This window comes from Halosolutus sp. YCN4 (assembly GCF_059736495.1).
In genome coordinates this window covers 1,207,294-1,222,201 of the sequence record NZ_JCASSM010000001.1, presented here as the reverse complement: position 1 = coordinate 1,222,201, position 14,908 = coordinate 1,207,294, and the positions used below count along the sequence as shown (strand labels likewise).

General features: G+C 66.9%; 19 protein-coding genes. 13 read left to right on the top strand and 6 right to left on the bottom strand.

The annotated features are described in order from the left end of the window. Nucleotides 1-66: 66 nt before the first annotated feature. Nucleotides 67-453, bottom strand: coding sequence for a cupin domain-containing protein (locus AC6I6X_RS06080; protein ID WP_497929599.1), 387 nt, complete (start codon nt 451-453; stop codon nt 67-69). A 264-nt stretch (nt 454-717) separates the two neighbouring features. Between AC6I6X_RS06080 and hisC the strand changes: the two genes are divergently transcribed. The 7 genes from hisC to AC6I6X_RS06045 all read left to right on the top strand — a co-directional run bounded on the left by hisC (nt 718) and on the right by AC6I6X_RS06045 (nt 5,655). After that, the gene (gene hisC / locus AC6I6X_RS06075) at nt 718-1,881 is read left to right on the top strand and encodes a histidinol-phosphate transaminase (protein ID WP_497929598.1); all 1,164 of its coding nucleotides are present in this window, start codon (nt 718-720) and stop codon (nt 1,879-1,881) included. Further along, nucleotides 1,878-2,411: an adenylate kinase family protein gene (locus tag AC6I6X_RS06070; protein ID WP_497929597.1), complete on the top strand. Its 534-nt coding sequence runs from the start codon at nt 1,878-1,880 to the stop codon at nt 2,409-2,411. The genes hisC and AC6I6X_RS06070 overlap by 4 nt, the downstream gene beginning before the upstream one ends. After that, nucleotides 2,408-3,019, top strand: coding sequence for a CDP-alcohol phosphatidyltransferase family protein (locus AC6I6X_RS06065; RefSeq protein WP_497929596.1), 612 nt, complete (start codon nt 2,408-2,410; stop codon nt 3,017-3,019). Before AC6I6X_RS06070 ends, AC6I6X_RS06065 begins: the two co-directional genes overlap by 4 nt. 67 nt (nt 3,020-3,086) lie before the next feature. Then, the gene (locus tag AC6I6X_RS06060) at nt 3,087-3,629 is read left to right on the top strand and encodes a multiprotein bridging factor aMBF1 (RefSeq protein WP_497929595.1); all 543 of its coding nucleotides are present in this window, start codon (nt 3,087-3,089) and stop codon (nt 3,627-3,629) included. Nucleotides 3,630-3,790: 161 nt separating this feature from the next. Further along, nucleotides 3,791-4,435, top strand: a complete 645-nt coding sequence (tpiA, locus tag AC6I6X_RS06055) for a triose-phosphate isomerase (RefSeq protein ID WP_497929594.1) — start codon at nt 3,791-3,793, stop codon at nt 4,433-4,435. 140 nt (nt 4,436-4,575) lie between these two features. After that, nucleotides 4,576-4,974, top strand: a complete 399-nt coding sequence (locus tag AC6I6X_RS06050) for a DUF8159 domain-containing protein (RefSeq protein WP_497929593.1) — start codon at nt 4,576-4,578, stop codon at nt 4,972-4,974. A gap of 45 nt (nt 4,975-5,019) precedes the next feature. Continuing rightward, nucleotides 5,020-5,655 (top strand): toll/interleukin-1 receptor domain-containing protein, encoded by a 636-nt coding sequence (locus tag AC6I6X_RS06045; protein ID WP_497929592.1) that lies wholly within the window; start codon nt 5,020-5,022, stop codon nt 5,653-5,655. On the opposite strand, the gene AC6I6X_RS06040 is transcribed toward AC6I6X_RS06045, so the two are convergent. Continuing rightward, nucleotides 5,625-6,275 (bottom strand): J domain-containing protein, encoded by a 651-nt coding sequence (locus tag AC6I6X_RS06040; RefSeq protein WP_497929652.1) that lies wholly within the window; start codon nt 6,273-6,275, stop codon nt 5,625-5,627. The genes AC6I6X_RS06045 and AC6I6X_RS06040 overlap by 31 nt on opposite strands. A gap of 320 nt (nt 6,276-6,595) precedes the next feature. On the opposite strand from AC6I6X_RS06040, the gene AC6I6X_RS06035 reads away from it, so the two are divergent. The 3 genes from AC6I6X_RS06035 (at nt 6,596) to AC6I6X_RS06025 (ending at nt 8,662) form a co-directional block, all read left to right on the top strand. Next, on the top strand, nt 6,596-7,021 hold the full coding sequence (locus AC6I6X_RS06035) for a DUF3054 domain-containing protein (protein WP_497929591.1): 426 nt from the start codon (nt 6,596-6,598) through the stop codon (nt 7,019-7,021). A gap of 382 nt (nt 7,022-7,403) precedes the next feature. Then, complete coding sequence (locus AC6I6X_RS06030; RefSeq protein ID WP_497929590.1) at nt 7,404-7,616, top strand: DUF8015 family protein; 213 nt, start codon at nt 7,404-7,406, stop codon at nt 7,614-7,616. Between the two features lie 50 nt (nt 7,617-7,666). After that, nucleotides 7,667-8,662: an ornithine cyclodeaminase family protein gene (locus AC6I6X_RS06025; protein ID WP_497929589.1), complete on the top strand. Its 996-nt coding sequence runs from the start codon at nt 7,667-7,669 to the stop codon at nt 8,660-8,662. A 42-nt stretch (nt 8,663-8,704) separates the two neighbouring features. On the opposite strand, the gene AC6I6X_RS06020 is transcribed toward AC6I6X_RS06025, so the two are convergent. The 3 genes from AC6I6X_RS06020 to AC6I6X_RS06010 form a co-directional block, all read right to left on the bottom strand. Further along, nucleotides 8,705-8,914, bottom strand: a complete 210-nt coding sequence (locus AC6I6X_RS06020; RefSeq protein ID WP_497929588.1) for a hypothetical protein — start codon at nt 8,912-8,914, stop codon at nt 8,705-8,707. 180 nt (nt 8,915-9,094) lie between these two features. After that, nucleotides 9,095-10,528 (bottom strand): zinc ribbon domain-containing protein, encoded by a 1,434-nt coding sequence (locus AC6I6X_RS06015; protein WP_497929587.1) that lies wholly within the window; start codon nt 10,526-10,528, stop codon nt 9,095-9,097. Continuing rightward, entirely contained in the window at nt 10,525-11,754 is a 1,230-nt protein-coding gene (locus AC6I6X_RS06010) for a thiolase domain-containing protein (protein ID WP_497929586.1), read from the bottom strand. The genes AC6I6X_RS06015 and AC6I6X_RS06010 overlap by 4 nt, the downstream gene beginning before the upstream one ends. Before the next feature lie 309 nt (nt 11,755-12,063). Here AC6I6X_RS06010 and AC6I6X_RS06005 point away from each other — a divergent pair, with 309 nt between their 5' ends. Continuing rightward, entirely contained in the window at nt 12,064-13,065 is a 1,002-nt protein-coding gene (locus tag AC6I6X_RS06005) for a DHH family phosphoesterase (protein WP_497929585.1), read from the top strand. 104 nt (nt 13,066-13,169) lie between these two features. On the opposite strand, the gene AC6I6X_RS06000 is transcribed toward AC6I6X_RS06005, so the two are convergent. Then, nucleotides 13,170-13,625 (bottom strand): Hsp20/alpha crystallin family protein, encoded by a 456-nt coding sequence (locus AC6I6X_RS06000; RefSeq protein ID WP_497929584.1) that lies wholly within the window; start codon nt 13,623-13,625, stop codon nt 13,170-13,172. A 177-nt stretch (nt 13,626-13,802) separates the two neighbouring features. Between AC6I6X_RS06000 and AC6I6X_RS05995 the strand changes: the two genes are divergently transcribed. Together AC6I6X_RS05995 and AC6I6X_RS05990 are read left to right on the top strand one after the other, a co-directional pair. Beyond that, nucleotides 13,803-14,480, top strand: a complete 678-nt coding sequence (locus AC6I6X_RS05995) for a type 1 glutamine amidotransferase domain-containing protein (protein ID WP_497929583.1) — start codon at nt 13,803-13,805, stop codon at nt 14,478-14,480. Between the two features lie 107 nt (nt 14,481-14,587). Further along, nucleotides 14,588-14,905 (top strand): hypothetical protein, encoded by a 318-nt coding sequence (locus AC6I6X_RS05990; protein ID WP_497929651.1) that lies wholly within the window; start codon nt 14,588-14,590, stop codon nt 14,903-14,905. The last annotated feature ends 3 nt before the right edge of the window (nt 14,906-14,908 follow it).

Sequence of the window (14,908 nt, the reverse complement as noted above, 5' to 3'; positions counted from 1 at the left end):
GCGGCCCGGAAACGGCGGTCTCGCGATCGGCGGGCGACGCGGACCACGGAACGCCGAGCGCCGCGGTCACTCCTCCATTTTGGCGGCCATGTGTTCGAAGACGGCCACGTGTTCCTCGTGCGGACTGAACAGGACGAACTCCGCGTCGTCGTCGACCCAGAGCGTGTGCCCCGGCGGCCAGTAGACGAGATCGCCGGCCTCGTCTACTTCCCGCGTTCCGTCGGCGTACTGGACGGTGATCGATCCCTCGATCACGTACCCCCAGTGTGGGCACTGACACGAATCTTCCTGCAGGCCCTGTAGCAGGGGCGTAAGGTCCGTTCCCGCGCTCACCTGGAAGTGTTCGGCGGCCAACTCGCCGTATTCGGTTGCCGCACCGAACCCCGTCTGGTGCTGGACCACCGCGTCCGGCGTTTCCATGACGACTGTGAGGTCTTCTTTGGACTGGTGCACTGGAAATCAACTCTATTTCGGCGCGTTGCGCTACCAGAGCGGGGTGTATGTAGGCATCCCTTGCAGAAGTTCCGGTCACTGACTGCCGTACAGGCGACGACGGACGGTCACCGGATGCACGCGCGTGCGCCGTCGGTCCCGCAGGTCGGACCATGCCGCGCGCGTTGGACTTTCGCGCAGGCCGGACCGTGCTCGACGCCGTTCGGGCGAGCCTACCGACCACATGTAAGCACCCTTAAGAGCCACGGGAAACAGGATCTTCGTATGCAACCGCGCGACCTGTCCGATCACGTCGCCTACGAGGCGGGACGCGGCATCGAGGAGGTCGCCCGCGAACTCGACCGGGACCCCTCCGAACTCGTCAAACTCGCCTCGAACGAGAACCCGCACGGCCCCTCGCCGGCGGCCGCAGTGGCGATCAGCGACGCCGCCGGGACGGTAAACTCGTACCCGAAGGCCGCCCACGCTGACCTCACCGCCGCCGTCGCCGATCGCTGGGACGTCACCGACGCCCAGGTCTGGCTGGCGAACGGCGGCGACGGCGCGATCGACTACCTCCACCGGGCGACCCTCGACCCGGGCGACGACGTGCTCGTCCCCGAACCGGGCTTTGCCTACTACGGGATGAGCGCCCGATTCCACCACGGCGGCGTCCGCGAGTACTCCCTCTCGAAAGCCGACGACTTCACGCAGGACGCCGGGACGGTCCTCGAAACCTACGACGGCGAGCGCGTGGTCTGGCTCACCAGCCCGCACAACCCGACGGGGTCGACGATCGATCTCGAGGCGATCGACCGACTGGCCGACGAAACGGACGACGAGACGCTGATCGTCGTCGACGAGGCCTACGGCGAGTTCGCCGACGTCGACAGCGCCGTGTCGCTGATCGAGGGCCGGAACGGGTTCGCCGCCCGCGACGACGTCGCCGTCCTGCGCACGTTCTCGAAGGCCTACGGGCTGGCGGGCGTCCGCCTCGGCTACGCGATCGTTCCCGACGAGTGGAGCGACGCGTACGCCCGCGTGAACACACCCTTTGCCGCGAGCGAACTCGCGTGCCGCGCCGGCCTCGCCGCGATCGACGACGACGAACACGTCGATCGGACCGTCGAGACGACGCTGGCCGTCCGCGAGTACATGCGCGAGCACGTCGAGGCTCACGTCTGGGAGAGCGAGGGCAACTTCGTCCTCGTCGACGTCGGCGACGCGTCGGCCGTCGCCGAGGAGATGCAGGAGCGCGGCGTTATCGTCCGAGACTGTACGAGTTTCGGCCTGCCGGGCTGTATCCGGATCACCTGCGGGACCGACGAGGAGACCGATCGCGCCGTCGAGACGCTCAACGCGACCCTCGCGGATCTCGCCGCCGATTCCGGGACGACCGTCGAGTACGATGGAACCGGCGACGCGAATCCGGAGGTGCCAGACACGTGAGAGTCGCCGTCACCGGCACCCCCGGAACGGGGAAGACGACCGCGACGGACCTGCTCGCGTCCCGACTCGACGACGACGCGCTCCCGGACCTCGAGGTGATCCACCTCAACGAGGTTCTCGATCGCGAGGGGCTCTACACCGAGATCGACGCCGATCGCGGCAGCAAGGTCGCCGACCTCGACGCGCTCGCAGACTGGCTCGACGGGCGCGACGACGCGGTGATCGACTCCCACCTCGCCCACCACGTCCCGGCCGATCGGGTCGTCGTCCTGCGCTGTCGCCCCGACGTGCTCGATGAGCGATTGCGAAATCGCGGCGAGAGCGAGGCCAAGGCCCGCGAGAACGCCGAAAGCGAGGCCCTGGACGTAATCCTCGCCGAGGCTGTCGAGGAGCACGGCCTCGAGTCGGTGTACGAGATCGAGACGACCGATCGCGACCCGGCGGCCGTCGCCGACGAACTCGCGGCGGTCGTCGCGGGCGATCGCGAACCGAGCGCCGGGACGGTCGACTTCGTGGGGTATCTCGAATGACGCTCGACAAGTACCGGCCGTACGTCTCGCGGTTCCTGGACCCGTTCGTGAAGGGGTTCGATCGGGTCGGCATGACCCCCGATAGCGTGAGCCTGCTCGCCTTCGGGATGGCGGTACTGGCCGCGGCGGCGTTCCTGCTCGGCGGTCGCGCGGATCCGGTCTGGTACGTCGTCGCCGCGACGCTGGTCTTCCTGAACGGCTGGCTCGACATCGTCGACGGCGCGCTCGCGCGGGAACAGGAGGTCGCCTCCGCGGGTGGCGACTTGCTCGATCACGTGCTGGACCGGTACGCGGACATCGTCGTCATCGGCGGGCTAGCGTCCGGCGTCGAGGATTACCTGCTCGGCTTCCTGGCGGTCACCGGCGTCGTGATGACCTCGTACCTGGGCACCCAGGCCCAAGCCGTCGGCCTCGACCGGGTCTACGGCGGACTCGTGGGGCGGGCCGATCGGCTGGCGATCATCGGGCTCGTCGGCTTCCTCGCGTATCCGATCGGCGGCGAGTACGGCGGGCTCACGCTGGTCGGCTGGCTGCTGGTCTTCCTCGCGGTCGTCGGCCACCTGACCGCTCTCCAGCGGTTCGCCTACGCCTGGGCGGCGCTGGACTGACTGCGGTCCGGTCGATCAATCGGAACGCGCCGCATGGTTTATGACTCGCCGCGATAAAGACTCGTGCATGGTTCAGTGCGAGATGTGTGGCGCCGAGACGTCGTCCCCGAAGACCATCAAAGTCGAAGGTGCCGAGCTGGACGTCTGCTCGAACTGCACCGACTTCGGCACCGAGGTGAAACAGCCCTCGTCCTCGAGTACGTCGACGAAGTACTCGACCGGATCGAGTTCGTCGTCCTCGAGCGGGAGTACGGGATCGTCGGGGGGTACCGCGACCGGCTCTTCGAGTTCGGGTGGCTCGCGCCGGCAGGACATGTTCGACGACATGGAGGAACTCGCGACGGATTACGACGAGCGTGTCCGCAACGCCCGCGAAGCGAAGGGGCTCAGCCAGTCCGAACTCGCGGACGAACTCAACGAGAAGGCGAGTCTCATCCGCAAGATCGAACGGAGCGATACGCTCCCGAGCGATCGCGTCCAGTCGAAACTCGAGCGGTTCCTCGACATCGACCTGAGCGCCGAGGGGGGCTCCGGCGAGGACTCCGAGTGGTCCGGCGGCTCGTCGACGGGCAGTTACACGCTGGGCGACGTCGTGAAGCGGAAGGACTGACGGTCGGAACCCGTCGCCATCGATCGGCTCCCGGAACGACCCGCGGCCCGACCGCCGCCCGTTGCGCCACCTACACGTCCGGGTGCTGACCGGCCAGACCGGTCGATTTCGAGCCACCGCGACACGCAAGCTATTTTGGTACTCGGATTCGCGTACTCAGTATGTTCGTCCTCGTCAACCTGAAGACGTATCCGTGCGACCCGGTCGCCGTCGCCGAGGCGGTTCGGGACGTGAACGACCGGACAGACGCCCGGCTAGCCGTCGCACCGCAGGCGGCCCACATCGAACGCGTCGCCGAGACCGGCGCCGAGACGTGGGCCCAGCACGTCGATCCGATCGAGTACGGAAGCAACACGGGACACACCCTCGCGGAGTCCGTCGCCGAGGCGGGCGCGGAGGGGACGTTGCTCAATCACTCCGAGCGGCGGCTGAAACTCGCCGACGTGGACGGGGCCGTCCGGGCCGCTCGACGAGCAGACCTGGAGACGATCGTCTGTGCCAACAACCCGGCCCAGATCGGTGCCGCGGCGGCGCTCGGCCCGGACGCCGTCGCCGTCGAACCGCCGGAACTCATCGGGACGGGAACGCCGGTCAGTCAGGCCGATCCCGATATCGTCGAGGACGCCGTCGCGGCCGCAGAGCGCGTCGACGACGACGTGTCGGTGCTCTGCGGCGCCGGGATCAGCACGGGCGACGACGTCGTCTCGGCCGGGGACCTCGGTGCCGAGGGGGTCCTGCTCGCCAGCGGCGTCGCGAAAGCCGACGATCCGCGGGCGGCGCTCGAGGATCTCGTCGACCCGCTCTGAGACGGACACCTGCGAGTCGTTTCTGGCGCACCTACGAACCGCCGTGCGGGTAACGCCGGTATACACCGCCGCGGGACCGGACGAGCAGTCGGCGTCCGATCGACCGATCGCTTTTCGGTCTCCCCCGCAAACCCACGACCATGACCCGCGAGCACCCCGTCCCGGTCACGCTCGAGAACCGCCTCATGAGCAACGGCATCTACGTCACGGACGTCACGTGGGACGAGGACGGCGATCACGACGAATCGAGGCCGCCAGACGGTACCGGGCTCTCGCTCGAGTACGAAACCGTCGCCGAGGGAGCGGCCGTCACGACCGATGAAGTGAGCGCCGTGGTCCGGACGCTACTGTCCATCGCGGAGGAACGCGAGTGGACGCCCGGCCGACTCGACGTAACCTCGCGGACGACCGACGGCGAGTTGCGGGGCCGCTGGCACGTCGACGGGGCGTGGTTCGAGGCGCTCGGAACCGACCTCACCGAGATCGAGTTCTCCCGGCGCGTCCTGAATACGAGGAGCAATCATCCGACTGAAAACTAGATAGTTTAATAACGTCCCGTTCGCTTTTATTGCGTAGATCACGGCATGACCGGAGAACAGGTCTTCGTTTCACACGCACCTGCCGACCTCGACCTCGTGCAGGACCTGTTTTCGACGGTCAAGAACTTCCCGTTCGGCGTCCACATCGCCTTGGAGGAGATCGAATCCGGCCGCTCGCGGAAACGGCTAGAGGGTCGACTCGCCAACAGCGACGTCGTCGTCGCCGTGCTGACGGAGCGGTCGGCACGGAGCCAGTGGATCAACCAGGAGACCGGCTACGCGCTGGCGAAGGGGATTCCGGTACTCCCGCTGTACACCGACGAGAGCCAGCGAGGCGGCTTCATCAGCGACGTCGAGGGCGTGACGATCGATCGCCAAAACCTCTCGTTTACCATCTTCAATCTGCTCTGTCGGCTCCGGAGCGAACTCGCGCCGCTCGGGGCGCTCTCGGTACCGAACTGGTACATCCGGTTTCCCTGTACGGTTCCCGGCTGTGACCACCCGGTGACGCTGGAACTGGAGCAGGGACAGACGAAGCTCTGGAAACTCCACAAGCACGGCCAACTGCTGACGACCTCCTGTGAGGTCTGTGAGTCGACGTACTACTTCGATCCGGCGACGATCGGGTTCGTCCGGCGGGAGGCCGGCCGTCAGCGATCGGACTCCAGGAGTCGGTCGTAAGCGCCCTTGACGAGTTGAAACGCCGATTGGCTCCCGCTCTTCTGGTCCGGGTGGGCCCGCTTGACGTGTTCGTAATAGGCCTCGCGGATCGTTTCGTCGCTGGCTCCCTTCTCGACGCCGAGGATCTCTCGGGCGCGGGACTTCCGTAACTCGACGTCCCTGACGATCCCGTCCGCTTCGGCCTGTTCCTTGCAGGACGAACACAGCCGTTCGTTGCGGCCGTCGATCGTGGTTACCCGGAACAGTTCCTCCCGGACCCACTCGTTGCACTGCCGACAGAGGGACTCGTCGTCGCCCGCGGCGTCGGACGTCTCGTCGGGGCCTCCGCCTTGCTGGGGCGCCGTGTCGAGACAGGAGGGACAGCAGTCGACCGTCGTGTCGTCCGGTAGCGTCACCGCCTCGAGTTCCGTTTTGAGGAACTCGCTGGCACAGCCGTCACAGGTCTCGCGGCGCTGGTCGAGCGAGGCGGACTTCTCGGCGGCGGCGCATGCGTGCGGGGCGCAAGCGGGACAGCAGGCGACCGTCTCGCCGTCCGGCATCGTCACGGTCGTCAGTTCGTCCAGCGACACCGTCTGGCCGCACCCCTCACAACCAGCCTGACGTTTCCCGGCTACAGCCATCATCTCAGTGATAGGTCGTCTTCCTATATCAGTCCTGTCCATGTTGGGACAATTCTCCTTCCGCTCGTCGTGGGGTCGTAGGACGTGCTTACTCGAGTCGATCGCGTGCGACGGAAACCGGACTGGCCTGAAAGTCGTCGATAACAAAGTGCGATCGACCCCTCAGCGACGACGTGCGAGGTCACCCCTCGCACGGAGACGCCCTGTCCGTTGGACGGTACCCGGGGACGACCCGTCACCGGGTTCCTCCTCTCCTGTCAGGTTTTCGAAACCCGATCGAAACCGGGACTGCAATACGTCAGCGACCCGGACGTGAGGGTATGGACACGGCATCTCGGACGACGACCCGTGACGACGGCGTCGACCGCGAAACGCTCCTCCTCGGTGCGGTCGACGTCTGCGTCGTCGTCGCGTTCGTGACCGTCGGACTGGTGAGTCACGGAACCGATCCGATCGCGGAACCGCTCGCCGCACTCGAGACGATCGCCCCGTTCGTCATCGGTTGGCTCGCGATCGCACCCCTCGCGGGGGTCTACGCAACCCGGTCGACGTCGATCGCTCGCGTGGCGCGCGTAACGGCCGTCGCCTGGATCGCGGCCGCGAACGTCGGCCTGATCCTTCGAGCGTCGCCGCTGTTCGACGGAAGCGCCGTCTGGCCGTTTACCCTCGTCATGACCGGGTTCGGCCTGCTGGCCCTCGTCGGCTGGCGGGTCGCCTACGCCGCGATCGCGGGTTCGGCCTCCTGATCGGTCGGGACCCAGGTGTGACCGGGTTCGAGGCGCGGCGATCACTGCCCGTTCGCGCTGACGTATCGGGTTTCTGAGAGTCACGGGTTTTGAATTGGTGATAATTGGTACCGTGTCATAGGCGAATCGATCCTGATCGATCCATCAGGCGACGGGTGAGAACCGTTTTCCACCGCGATATCGCCCCCAACGATCGAAACCCGATACCGACGACGAACGCGATCTGGGCGACGAAGCGCCGTTTCCGGAAACACCATCCGACGGATGAATCACTCATAACTTATGAGGATCCCACACCTCGAATACAGGTATCGGGTCAGTTCGGTATAGAGCGATTATGGGAAACACTTATATGCCTATTTCTCATACTATACGTTAGATTATGACTGGATATTACGACATTGTTCTTGGCCTCATCCCAGTCGCACTGGTCGGAATCACCACGGCACTGATGCTCGTGGGAATCTCGTTGACCGCAGCAGTCCCGATCGGCGCGCTGGTCTCGATGACGATCATCGGCCACGCAATGTTCGTAAACACGCCCGCAGACGTCCCCGACGAGGCCCAGTCGACGCGGCCGCCACACGCTGACTGAATCCAGTCCATTCACGTTCCTTTTTCCCGTCTCGTTCCGTCTGGTCCGCTATGACCGACACGTTGTTTCTCACGAGCGCCGCCGTCAGTGACCTCGCGACCCCCGACGCGTACGTCGACGCAGTTCGCGAGGGGTATCGACAGCGCGGACACGGCGCACCGGCCCAGCCCCGGTCGAAGTTCCTGCGTTCGGATCCCGAGGGGATGTTCACCAGCTACGCAGCCATCCTCCCGGAGACGGGGGCGATGGGCGGGTACATGTACTCCGCCGGGTTCGGTGCGACGGACGCCTGGTTCATGACGCCCCTGTTCGACGCCGACAGCGGCGAACCGCTCGCGTTGCTGGATGGGGCCAGCATGAACCCCTTCAAGACGGGCGCGGCCGGTGCCGTGGCCGTCGACGAACTCGCTCGCGACGACGCCGAAACGATCGGGATCATCGGCACCGGCCCGCAGGCCCGGGGGCAACTGAAGGCGACGGCGACCGTCCGCGAGTTCACCGACGTGCGAGTCTACTCGCCGACCGTCGAGAACCGCGAGGACTTCGCGACCGAGTTCGACGAGGCCCTCGATGCGACCGTCCGTGCGGTCGACTCGAGCGAGGCCACCGTGAGCGGCGCGGACGTGGTGATCACCGCGACGACGGCGAGCGAACCAGTCTTCGACGGCGACGCGCTCGATCCCGGCACGCACGTGACCGCGATGGGCCAGTACAGTCGGGACGCACGGGAACTCGATACGACGACGATCGAACGGGCGACCTACGTCCCGGACCTCCGCGAGCGCGCGACGGTCGACGCGGGGTCGTTCCTCGCCGCGCTCGACGCGGGCGTCGTGACGGAGGATCACGTCCACGCGGAACTGGGCGAGGTCGTCGCCGGGATCGAACCGGGGAGAACGAGCGAGGACGAAATCACCGTCTTCGACAGCGGCGGCACCGGTATCGAGACCGTCGCGGCTGCGTACATGCTCTACGAGCGCGCACGCGAGGAGGGTCGGGGTACGACGATTTCGTTCGCACCGGCCAGCGACGCGCTCACCGGGTGACGATCGGTCCCGATTCTGCACCGCGGTCGATCGTCCGGACCCCTATACGCTGGCACGCGACCACTCCTCGTCCGGGCCGCCCCGTTCGTATCGAGCGCCCTGTCCACACTCGGGACAGCCGAATCGCTGGAACTCGACCTCACTGCCGATAATCGGGATCGCTTTCTCGGTACCCCCGGCTCTGCACTCCATCTCGACGCCACAGAGCGAACACGTCGGTGGTTCCAGGGTGGGTTCGTTCTCGAGGGACATGGCTGACCACGTTATATGTTACCACTCGACATTCCTTCAACATTTTCGTCCGCCCCACTGCACCGCCGTGTCGATCGATACGGGCCGACGGCGCGCCCTCACACGATTTACTGTAAGTCATTTCCGGCGCAACCGCGACCGGGCGGCGGTTGCGCCGGTACATCGTTACAGCAATCCGTATCAGTCGGCCGCGGGACGAATCTTGAATCCGTACCGGGTGACACCCTCCTGCGTGTAGATCCGCCGGATCGTCGTCTCGATCCGATCGCCGACCGCGAACGCCCCGGGATCGGCGTCGGTTCCCATCGCCGGGATGCTGACCGTCTCGGTCGCGTCGTCCGCGTCGAACGCGACGATTGCGGCCGCGTAGTCGCCCGACTGGGACTGTTGCTCGGCGAATTCCGGCGGTGCGCCGCCCTGTGAGATGGTCGTGACGGCTTCGATCGTCCCGTCGCCAGGAAGGTCGACGGTCTCGTAGCCGGCGAGCGTGCCACACTCGGAACAGGCTCCTTCGGGCGGGAACGCGAGTGCGTCACACTCGTGACAACGCCCGGCCGCCAGCCGGTATCGCTGGGGGATCGATCGTCGCCACGTCGGCACGCTGACGTAGGCCCCGCCGCCCGACGGCGCCCCGGACGTGACGACCCCGCGCTGGCGGAGGTGCTCGGCGTACGAGAGCGCGTCGCCGCCGTCGATCGCGGTCGCCGTCGGGACGTCGTCGGCCGCGTCGACGACGAACGCGTCGGCTCCGGCACCGCTCCCGTGGGACACGACGAGGATCGAGTCGACGCCGTCCGCGAGCGCACGGGCTAGGCTCACCGGGACGCTCGCGGCCCCGAGGTCGCCGAGGTCGTGGACGGTCGCGCAGGCCTGGATCTCGTCGGTGCCGACGCCCGCCGCGCCGGCGGCGCGGTAGGGGAGTTTGCCGTCGGGTGCCTGAATCGCCGCGGCGTCGGGGTCGGGTGCCGTCTCGAGGCCGTCGACCGCGCCGCCGATCGTCTCGGTGAACGCCTGGCGATCGTAGCCCGTGATCCCGAGTCCATCGGTCGTTTCGTCTCCGTGGCCCCGGAACCGGGTTCCCGGATACGGCGCCGCGTACTCGGCGCGATCGACGATCACCCCTGGCCCGTCGCGTTCGAGAACGAACGCGGCGGCGCCGGCGCCGGCGGCGTGGTCGATCGCGTCGTCGGGGTCGCCCCGCGGCGCGTCGGCGGCGACGACCAGTGCGGGGCCGCCCGCGGACGCGACGGCGTCCATGCCGGCCCAGAGTGCGCGGGTGCCCGCGCGGGTGCTCCCGGTGAAGACCTGTCGCGTCGCGTCCGCCGGGAGTGCGAGCATCGCGCCGAGTCGGACGGCAAGGTCCTCCTCCTCGAGCGGCGGATTCGACGTCGCGAAGCCGAGCCACGAAATCTCGGTCCCCGCGAGATCGGCGGCCTCGAGTGCCCGCGTGGCGGCCTCGTACCCCATCGTCAGGGCGTCCTCGTCGGCGGCGGGGACGGCCTTCTCGCTCACCCCGGCGGCCTGGAACTGGCCCCACGCCTCCTCGAACGCCTCGGCGCTGATCCGGAACCGGGGCGCGTACGCGCCGACGGCGGCGATCGCAGCCCCGCTCATGCTCTCACCCCCTCCTCGCGCTCTCGCGGACGATGTCCGCTCGACGTCGTCGAGGAGCGTGGCTCCTCGCGCTCAAACACGTGTACGACCGCAGCCCCTCCGCTCCCGCCGACGTTGTGCGTGAGCCCGCGGGTCGGATTCTCGACCTGCCGATCGCCCGCCTCGCCCGAGAGCTGTTTGAACGCCTCGACGACCTGTCCCGCGCCCGTCGCGCCGATCGGGTGGCCCTTGGACTTGAGGCCGCCGGAGGTGTTGACCGGTAACTCGCCGCCGAGTTCGGTCGCACCGGACTCGATCAGGTGGCCGGCCTCGCCCTTCTCGCAGAAGCCCAGATCCTCGTAGGCCAGCAGTTCCGCGATCGCGAAGCAGTCGTGGACCTCCGCGAAGTCCAGGTCGTCGGGGTCGATGCCGGCCATCTCGTAGGCCGATTCGGCGGCGCGCTGGCTCGCGGGAACGCCGGTGTAGGTGTCCCGCTGGAAGAGTCCGACGCTGTCGCTTCCGGCGCCGACGCCCGCGACGCGGATGGGATCGTCCGTGTACTCGTCGACGACGTCCCCGCTGACGATCAGCGCGCAGGCGGCACCGTCGGAGGTCGGACAGCAGTGATAGAGGTTCAGCGGGTCGGCGACGACCGGTGCCGACTGGGCGTCCTCGAGCGAACACTCGAATCCGAGCTGTGCGTGGGGGTTCTTGGCGCCGTTCGCGTGGTTCTTGACGGCGACCCGCGAGAGCTGTTCGCGGGTGGTACCGTAGCGCTCCATGTGGACCGAGGCCATCTGGGCGTAGACGCCCGAAAAGGTCGTTCCCGAGAGCCGTTCCCACTCGGTCTCCCCGGAGACGCCGAGCCAGTACTTCGTCGCGTCCGAACTCGTGTCGGACATGACCTCGAACCCGCCCGCGAGGACCACGTCGGCCATCCCCGATTTGACGGCCTGGACGGCCTGGCGAACCGCGAACCCGCTCGCGGCGCAGGCGTTCTCGACTCGCGTGCAGGGGACGCCGTCGAGCCCGACGTGTTCGGTCACCGCCGGCCCGGAGAGGCCGAGCTGGCGGCCGCCGACGCCGAGGTTCCCCACGAACGCCTCGTCGACGTCCGCCGCGTCGATTCCCTTCGGTACGCTCTCGACGGCGGCCTCGAACGCCGTCCGGAACAGCGATCGATAGCTCTCTTCGGGAAACGCCCCGTACTCGGATTGCCCCGCTCCCACCAGGTACGCGTCTTGCATACTGGAGGGTCTTCCTCCGATACCCAAATAAGTACGCGATCGAACGCGGACCAATTGTTGTATAGTTTTGTGTTTGCCCTCATTGATTTCGTACTTTCTCGGATCTGTGGCTCAGTAGGTTGCACTCGATACTACTTATCGGCAGTTCAGGGGAACTCGACTCCGTCGGAGACCGGTTCCGTCTCCCACGTGAGAACGTCGCGACCGATCGGGTACGGGATTGCTACTCTCGGTCAGCGACGCCTTGAGTACCTCTAGCCATCACTATCGGTGCCGAGGTTCAAATCGTTCCGGCCCGTACAATTAATCATGTCCCGCGCAGCCGAGTTGGGTTCCGTACTCGCGGACACTGACTCGCTGGTCATCGTCTGCCACGACAATCCGGACCCCGACTGTCTCGCCAGCGCCCTCGCGCTGGAGACGATCGCGACCGAGCGGGACGTCGCCAGCGTGCGGATCGCCTACGGTGGGGAAATCTCCCACCAGCAAAACCGGGCGTTCGTCCGCAAGTTCGACATCGATCTCCAAGCGCTCGCCGACACGGAGATCACGGCCGACGACCGGGTCGCGTTCGTCGATCACGCTCGCCCCGGCGTCAACACCGAACTCGAGGACGTCGAACCGGACATCGTCGTCGATCATCACCCCGGCCCGGCGGTCGAGGCGGCGTTCGCCGATATCCGGACCGAGTACGGTGCGACGGCGACGATCTTCATCGAGTACCTGATGGATCTCGACGTCGACCTGACCACCCGGCTCGCGTCGGCGCTGCTCTTCGCCCTCCATCGCGAACGACTGGACTTCCTCCGGAACCCGACTCGGCGCGAGTACGAGGCCGCCCTCGCCGTCTTCCCGGACGCCGATCTCCCGACGCTCGAACAGCTGTACGGGAGCGCGTTCTCGGCGGCCACGATCGACGCCATCGGGCAGGCGATCGCGAGTCGGGAACGGCGGGGCTCGTCGATGATCGCGAACGTCGGCGACACGAGCGAGACCGACGCGCTTCCGCAGGCGGCGGACTACCTGCTCAACCTCGAAGGCGTGGACACGGTGCTGGCCTACGGCGTCGTCGGCGACACGGTTCGGCTGAGCGCGCGCTCGATCGACCCGGGAATTCACATCGGGGCCACGCTACAGACCGGATTCGACGAACTCGGCTCCGTCGGCGGCCACCACGACATGGCCGGCGGCCGCATCGAACTCGATCGGTTCGACGGTGTCGCCGACGCGGATGTCCCCGAGGAGGCCCTGGACGAGGTCGACGAACCGATAACTCGCCGGTTCTTCGACGCTCTCGGACTCGACGAGTGATAGGGTCTGTTGTGATTCGTTACCGGTGATCGCCGCCCCGATCGGGCGATCACCGGTAACACGTTACAACGATCCGTATGACCCACGCGACGTCGATCGGCCGGCTACTCGATGTCGATCGACCGCGACTCGGACCCCGGCTCCCGTTTCGGGAGTCGGACCGTCAGGACGCCGTTGTTGAGAGTCGCCGACACGTCGTCGGCCACGACCGGCTCCGGAAGCCGAAGCTGGCGGCTGAACGACTGTTGCTTCCGTTCGTGCCGGATGAACTGTTCCTCTCCCTCTTCGACTGCCTCTTCGCGCTCGCCGGTGATCGAGAGCCGATCGCCGGAGAGTCTGAGGTCGATGTCGTCGGTCTCGTAGCCGGGGACGTCGACGACGACCACGAACTCGTCTCCCTCGTCCGCGAGGTCGAGACTCGTCCCGGCGTCGGTCGAGAACTCGAGTTTCGATCGGTCCTCGAGCCCCGATTCCCACGTCCGGGTGGCGGTCTCGAACTGTTGGTTCAATCTGTCGAGCAACGCTTCGATTCCCTCGAACGGGTTCGGTCTATCTGCCATGTGTTCACCTGACACTGTAGGGCGTCGACGGCGAAAAAGACCATCTGCGACGGCGGTGACGGTCAGTTCGCCGAACAGGTCCCGATCGCAGTCGGGCGGAACCGAGTGCCCGAGCGAGTTGCGGCAGAACCGAGGGGAGGGCTGGACGTTTTACCGCTCGCGGGCGTACGGACTGCTATGACGTCAGCACTGTTTATCGTCAGCGAAGAGGGCTACTGGGGAGAGGAGTGCGTCGAACCGCTCGAGACGCTCTCGAACGCGGGAGTCGAGATCACGGTCGCGACGCCGTCCGGGGGGCCGCCGCAGATCGACGAGCGGTCGATCGACCCCGACGAGGTCGGCGAGGAGACCGCCGAACGCGTCCGGGAGGTCCACGAGACCGACGAGCGACTGAACGATCCGATCCCGACCGCCCGGGCGGACGCCGAGGCCTACGACGCCGTCGTCTTCCCCGGCGGCCACGGGACCGAGTGGGACGTCAATCAGGACAGCGACGCCCGCGAGATCCTCCGGGACACGATCGAGGGCGACGGGAAAGTGATGGTCGTCTGTCACGCGGTCGGCATCCTCGCGTTCACCCGCGACAGCGACGGCGCGTTCCTCGTCCGCGACCGGGACGTCACCGGCTTCCCCAACGAGTGGGAGGAGGGGATCGTCGACGAGAACGACTGCATGCCGGACGGGCGCAAACTACCCTACTGGGTCGAGGACGAAGTGAAAACCGCGGGCGCGAACTGGGACGCCGAACTCGACCAGGACACGAGCGTCACCGTCGACGGCGACCTCGTCACGGGTCGCGGGCCCGGGTCCTCGCGCGCCGCCGCGGAAACGCTCCTCGACGAACTCGGCGTTTAACGATCGGGCTGGCGCCCCCTCCGCGACGGGTACCGATCCGATCGAACTCCCGCCGCTGTCGAGCGCAACCGATTTTATTTTCGAGACAGAACTATCGTACAGTAATGGTGTATCCGCCACCATTCTCGAACCGATCGATCGTCTCCGACGAGATGGTGCCCTTCACGCAGGCGTATCGGGACGTCGTCATCTACGACGACGCGGACGCGGACGGCCCGCTCTACGAGGGGCCGATCGTCGTCCATCCGAACGGCTGGCTCGAACTCGAGGGACAGCGACTCCTCTCGCCGGCCGCCGTTCACCACATCGATATCTACGACGAGGGACCCGACGCATTCGATGCGGATCACGCGAACCCCGACAGCGACGGCGACGACGATCGGGCTGGCGGCGATAACCGGACCAACCGGTTCAGTCCCCGGTGATCG

Bases quoted from the DNA above. Each gene is read 5' to 3' on its own strand.
- hisC (WP_497929598.1), top strand. From the start codon at position 718: ATGCAACCGCGCGACCTGTCCGATCACGTCGCCTACGAGGCGGGACGC.
- AC6I6X_RS06065 (WP_497929596.1), top strand. From the start codon at position 2,408: ATGACGCTCGACAAGTACCGGCCGTACGTCTCGCGGTTCCTGGACCCG.
- AC6I6X_RS06060 (WP_497929595.1), top strand. From the start codon at position 3,087: ATGGTTCAGTGCGAGATGTGTGGCGCCGAGACGTCGTCCCCGAAGACC.
- tpiA (WP_497929594.1), top strand. From the start codon at position 3,791: ATGTTCGTCCTCGTCAACCTGAAGACGTATCCGTGCGACCCGGTCGCC.
- AC6I6X_RS06050 (WP_497929593.1), top strand. From the start codon at position 4,576: ATGACCCGCGAGCACCCCGTCCCGGTCACGCTCGAGAACCGCCTCATG.
- AC6I6X_RS06045 (WP_497929592.1), top strand. From the start codon at position 5,020: ATGACCGGAGAACAGGTCTTCGTTTCACACGCACCTGCCGACCTCGAC.
- AC6I6X_RS06040 (WP_497929652.1), bottom strand. From the start codon at position 6,275: ATGGCTGTAGCCGGGAAACGTCAGGCTGGTTGTGAGGGGTGCGGCCAG.
- AC6I6X_RS06035 (WP_497929591.1), top strand. From the start codon at position 6,596: ATGGACACGGCATCTCGGACGACGACCCGTGACGACGGCGTCGACCGC.
- AC6I6X_RS06030 (WP_497929590.1), top strand. From the start codon at position 7,404: ATGACTGGATATTACGACATTGTTCTTGGCCTCATCCCAGTCGCACTG.
- AC6I6X_RS06025 (WP_497929589.1), top strand. From the start codon at position 7,667: ATGACCGACACGTTGTTTCTCACGAGCGCCGCCGTCAGTGACCTCGCG.
- AC6I6X_RS06020 (WP_497929588.1), bottom strand. From the start codon at position 8,914: ATGTCCCTCGAGAACGAACCCACCCTGGAACCACCGACGTGTTCGCTC.
- AC6I6X_RS06015 (WP_497929587.1), bottom strand. From the start codon at position 10,528: ATGAGCGGGGCTGCGATCGCCGCCGTCGGCGCGTACGCGCCCCGGTTC.
- AC6I6X_RS06010 (WP_497929586.1), bottom strand. From the start codon at position 11,754: ATGCAAGACGCGTACCTGGTGGGAGCGGGGCAATCCGAGTACGGGGCG.
- AC6I6X_RS06005 (WP_497929585.1), top strand. From the start codon at position 12,064: ATGTCCCGCGCAGCCGAGTTGGGTTCCGTACTCGCGGACACTGACTCG.
- AC6I6X_RS06000 (WP_497929584.1), bottom strand. From the start codon at position 13,625: ATGGCAGATAGACCGAACCCGTTCGAGGGAATCGAAGCGTTGCTCGAC.
- AC6I6X_RS05995 (WP_497929583.1), top strand. From the start codon at position 13,803: ATGACGTCAGCACTGTTTATCGTCAGCGAAGAGGGCTACTGGGGAGAG.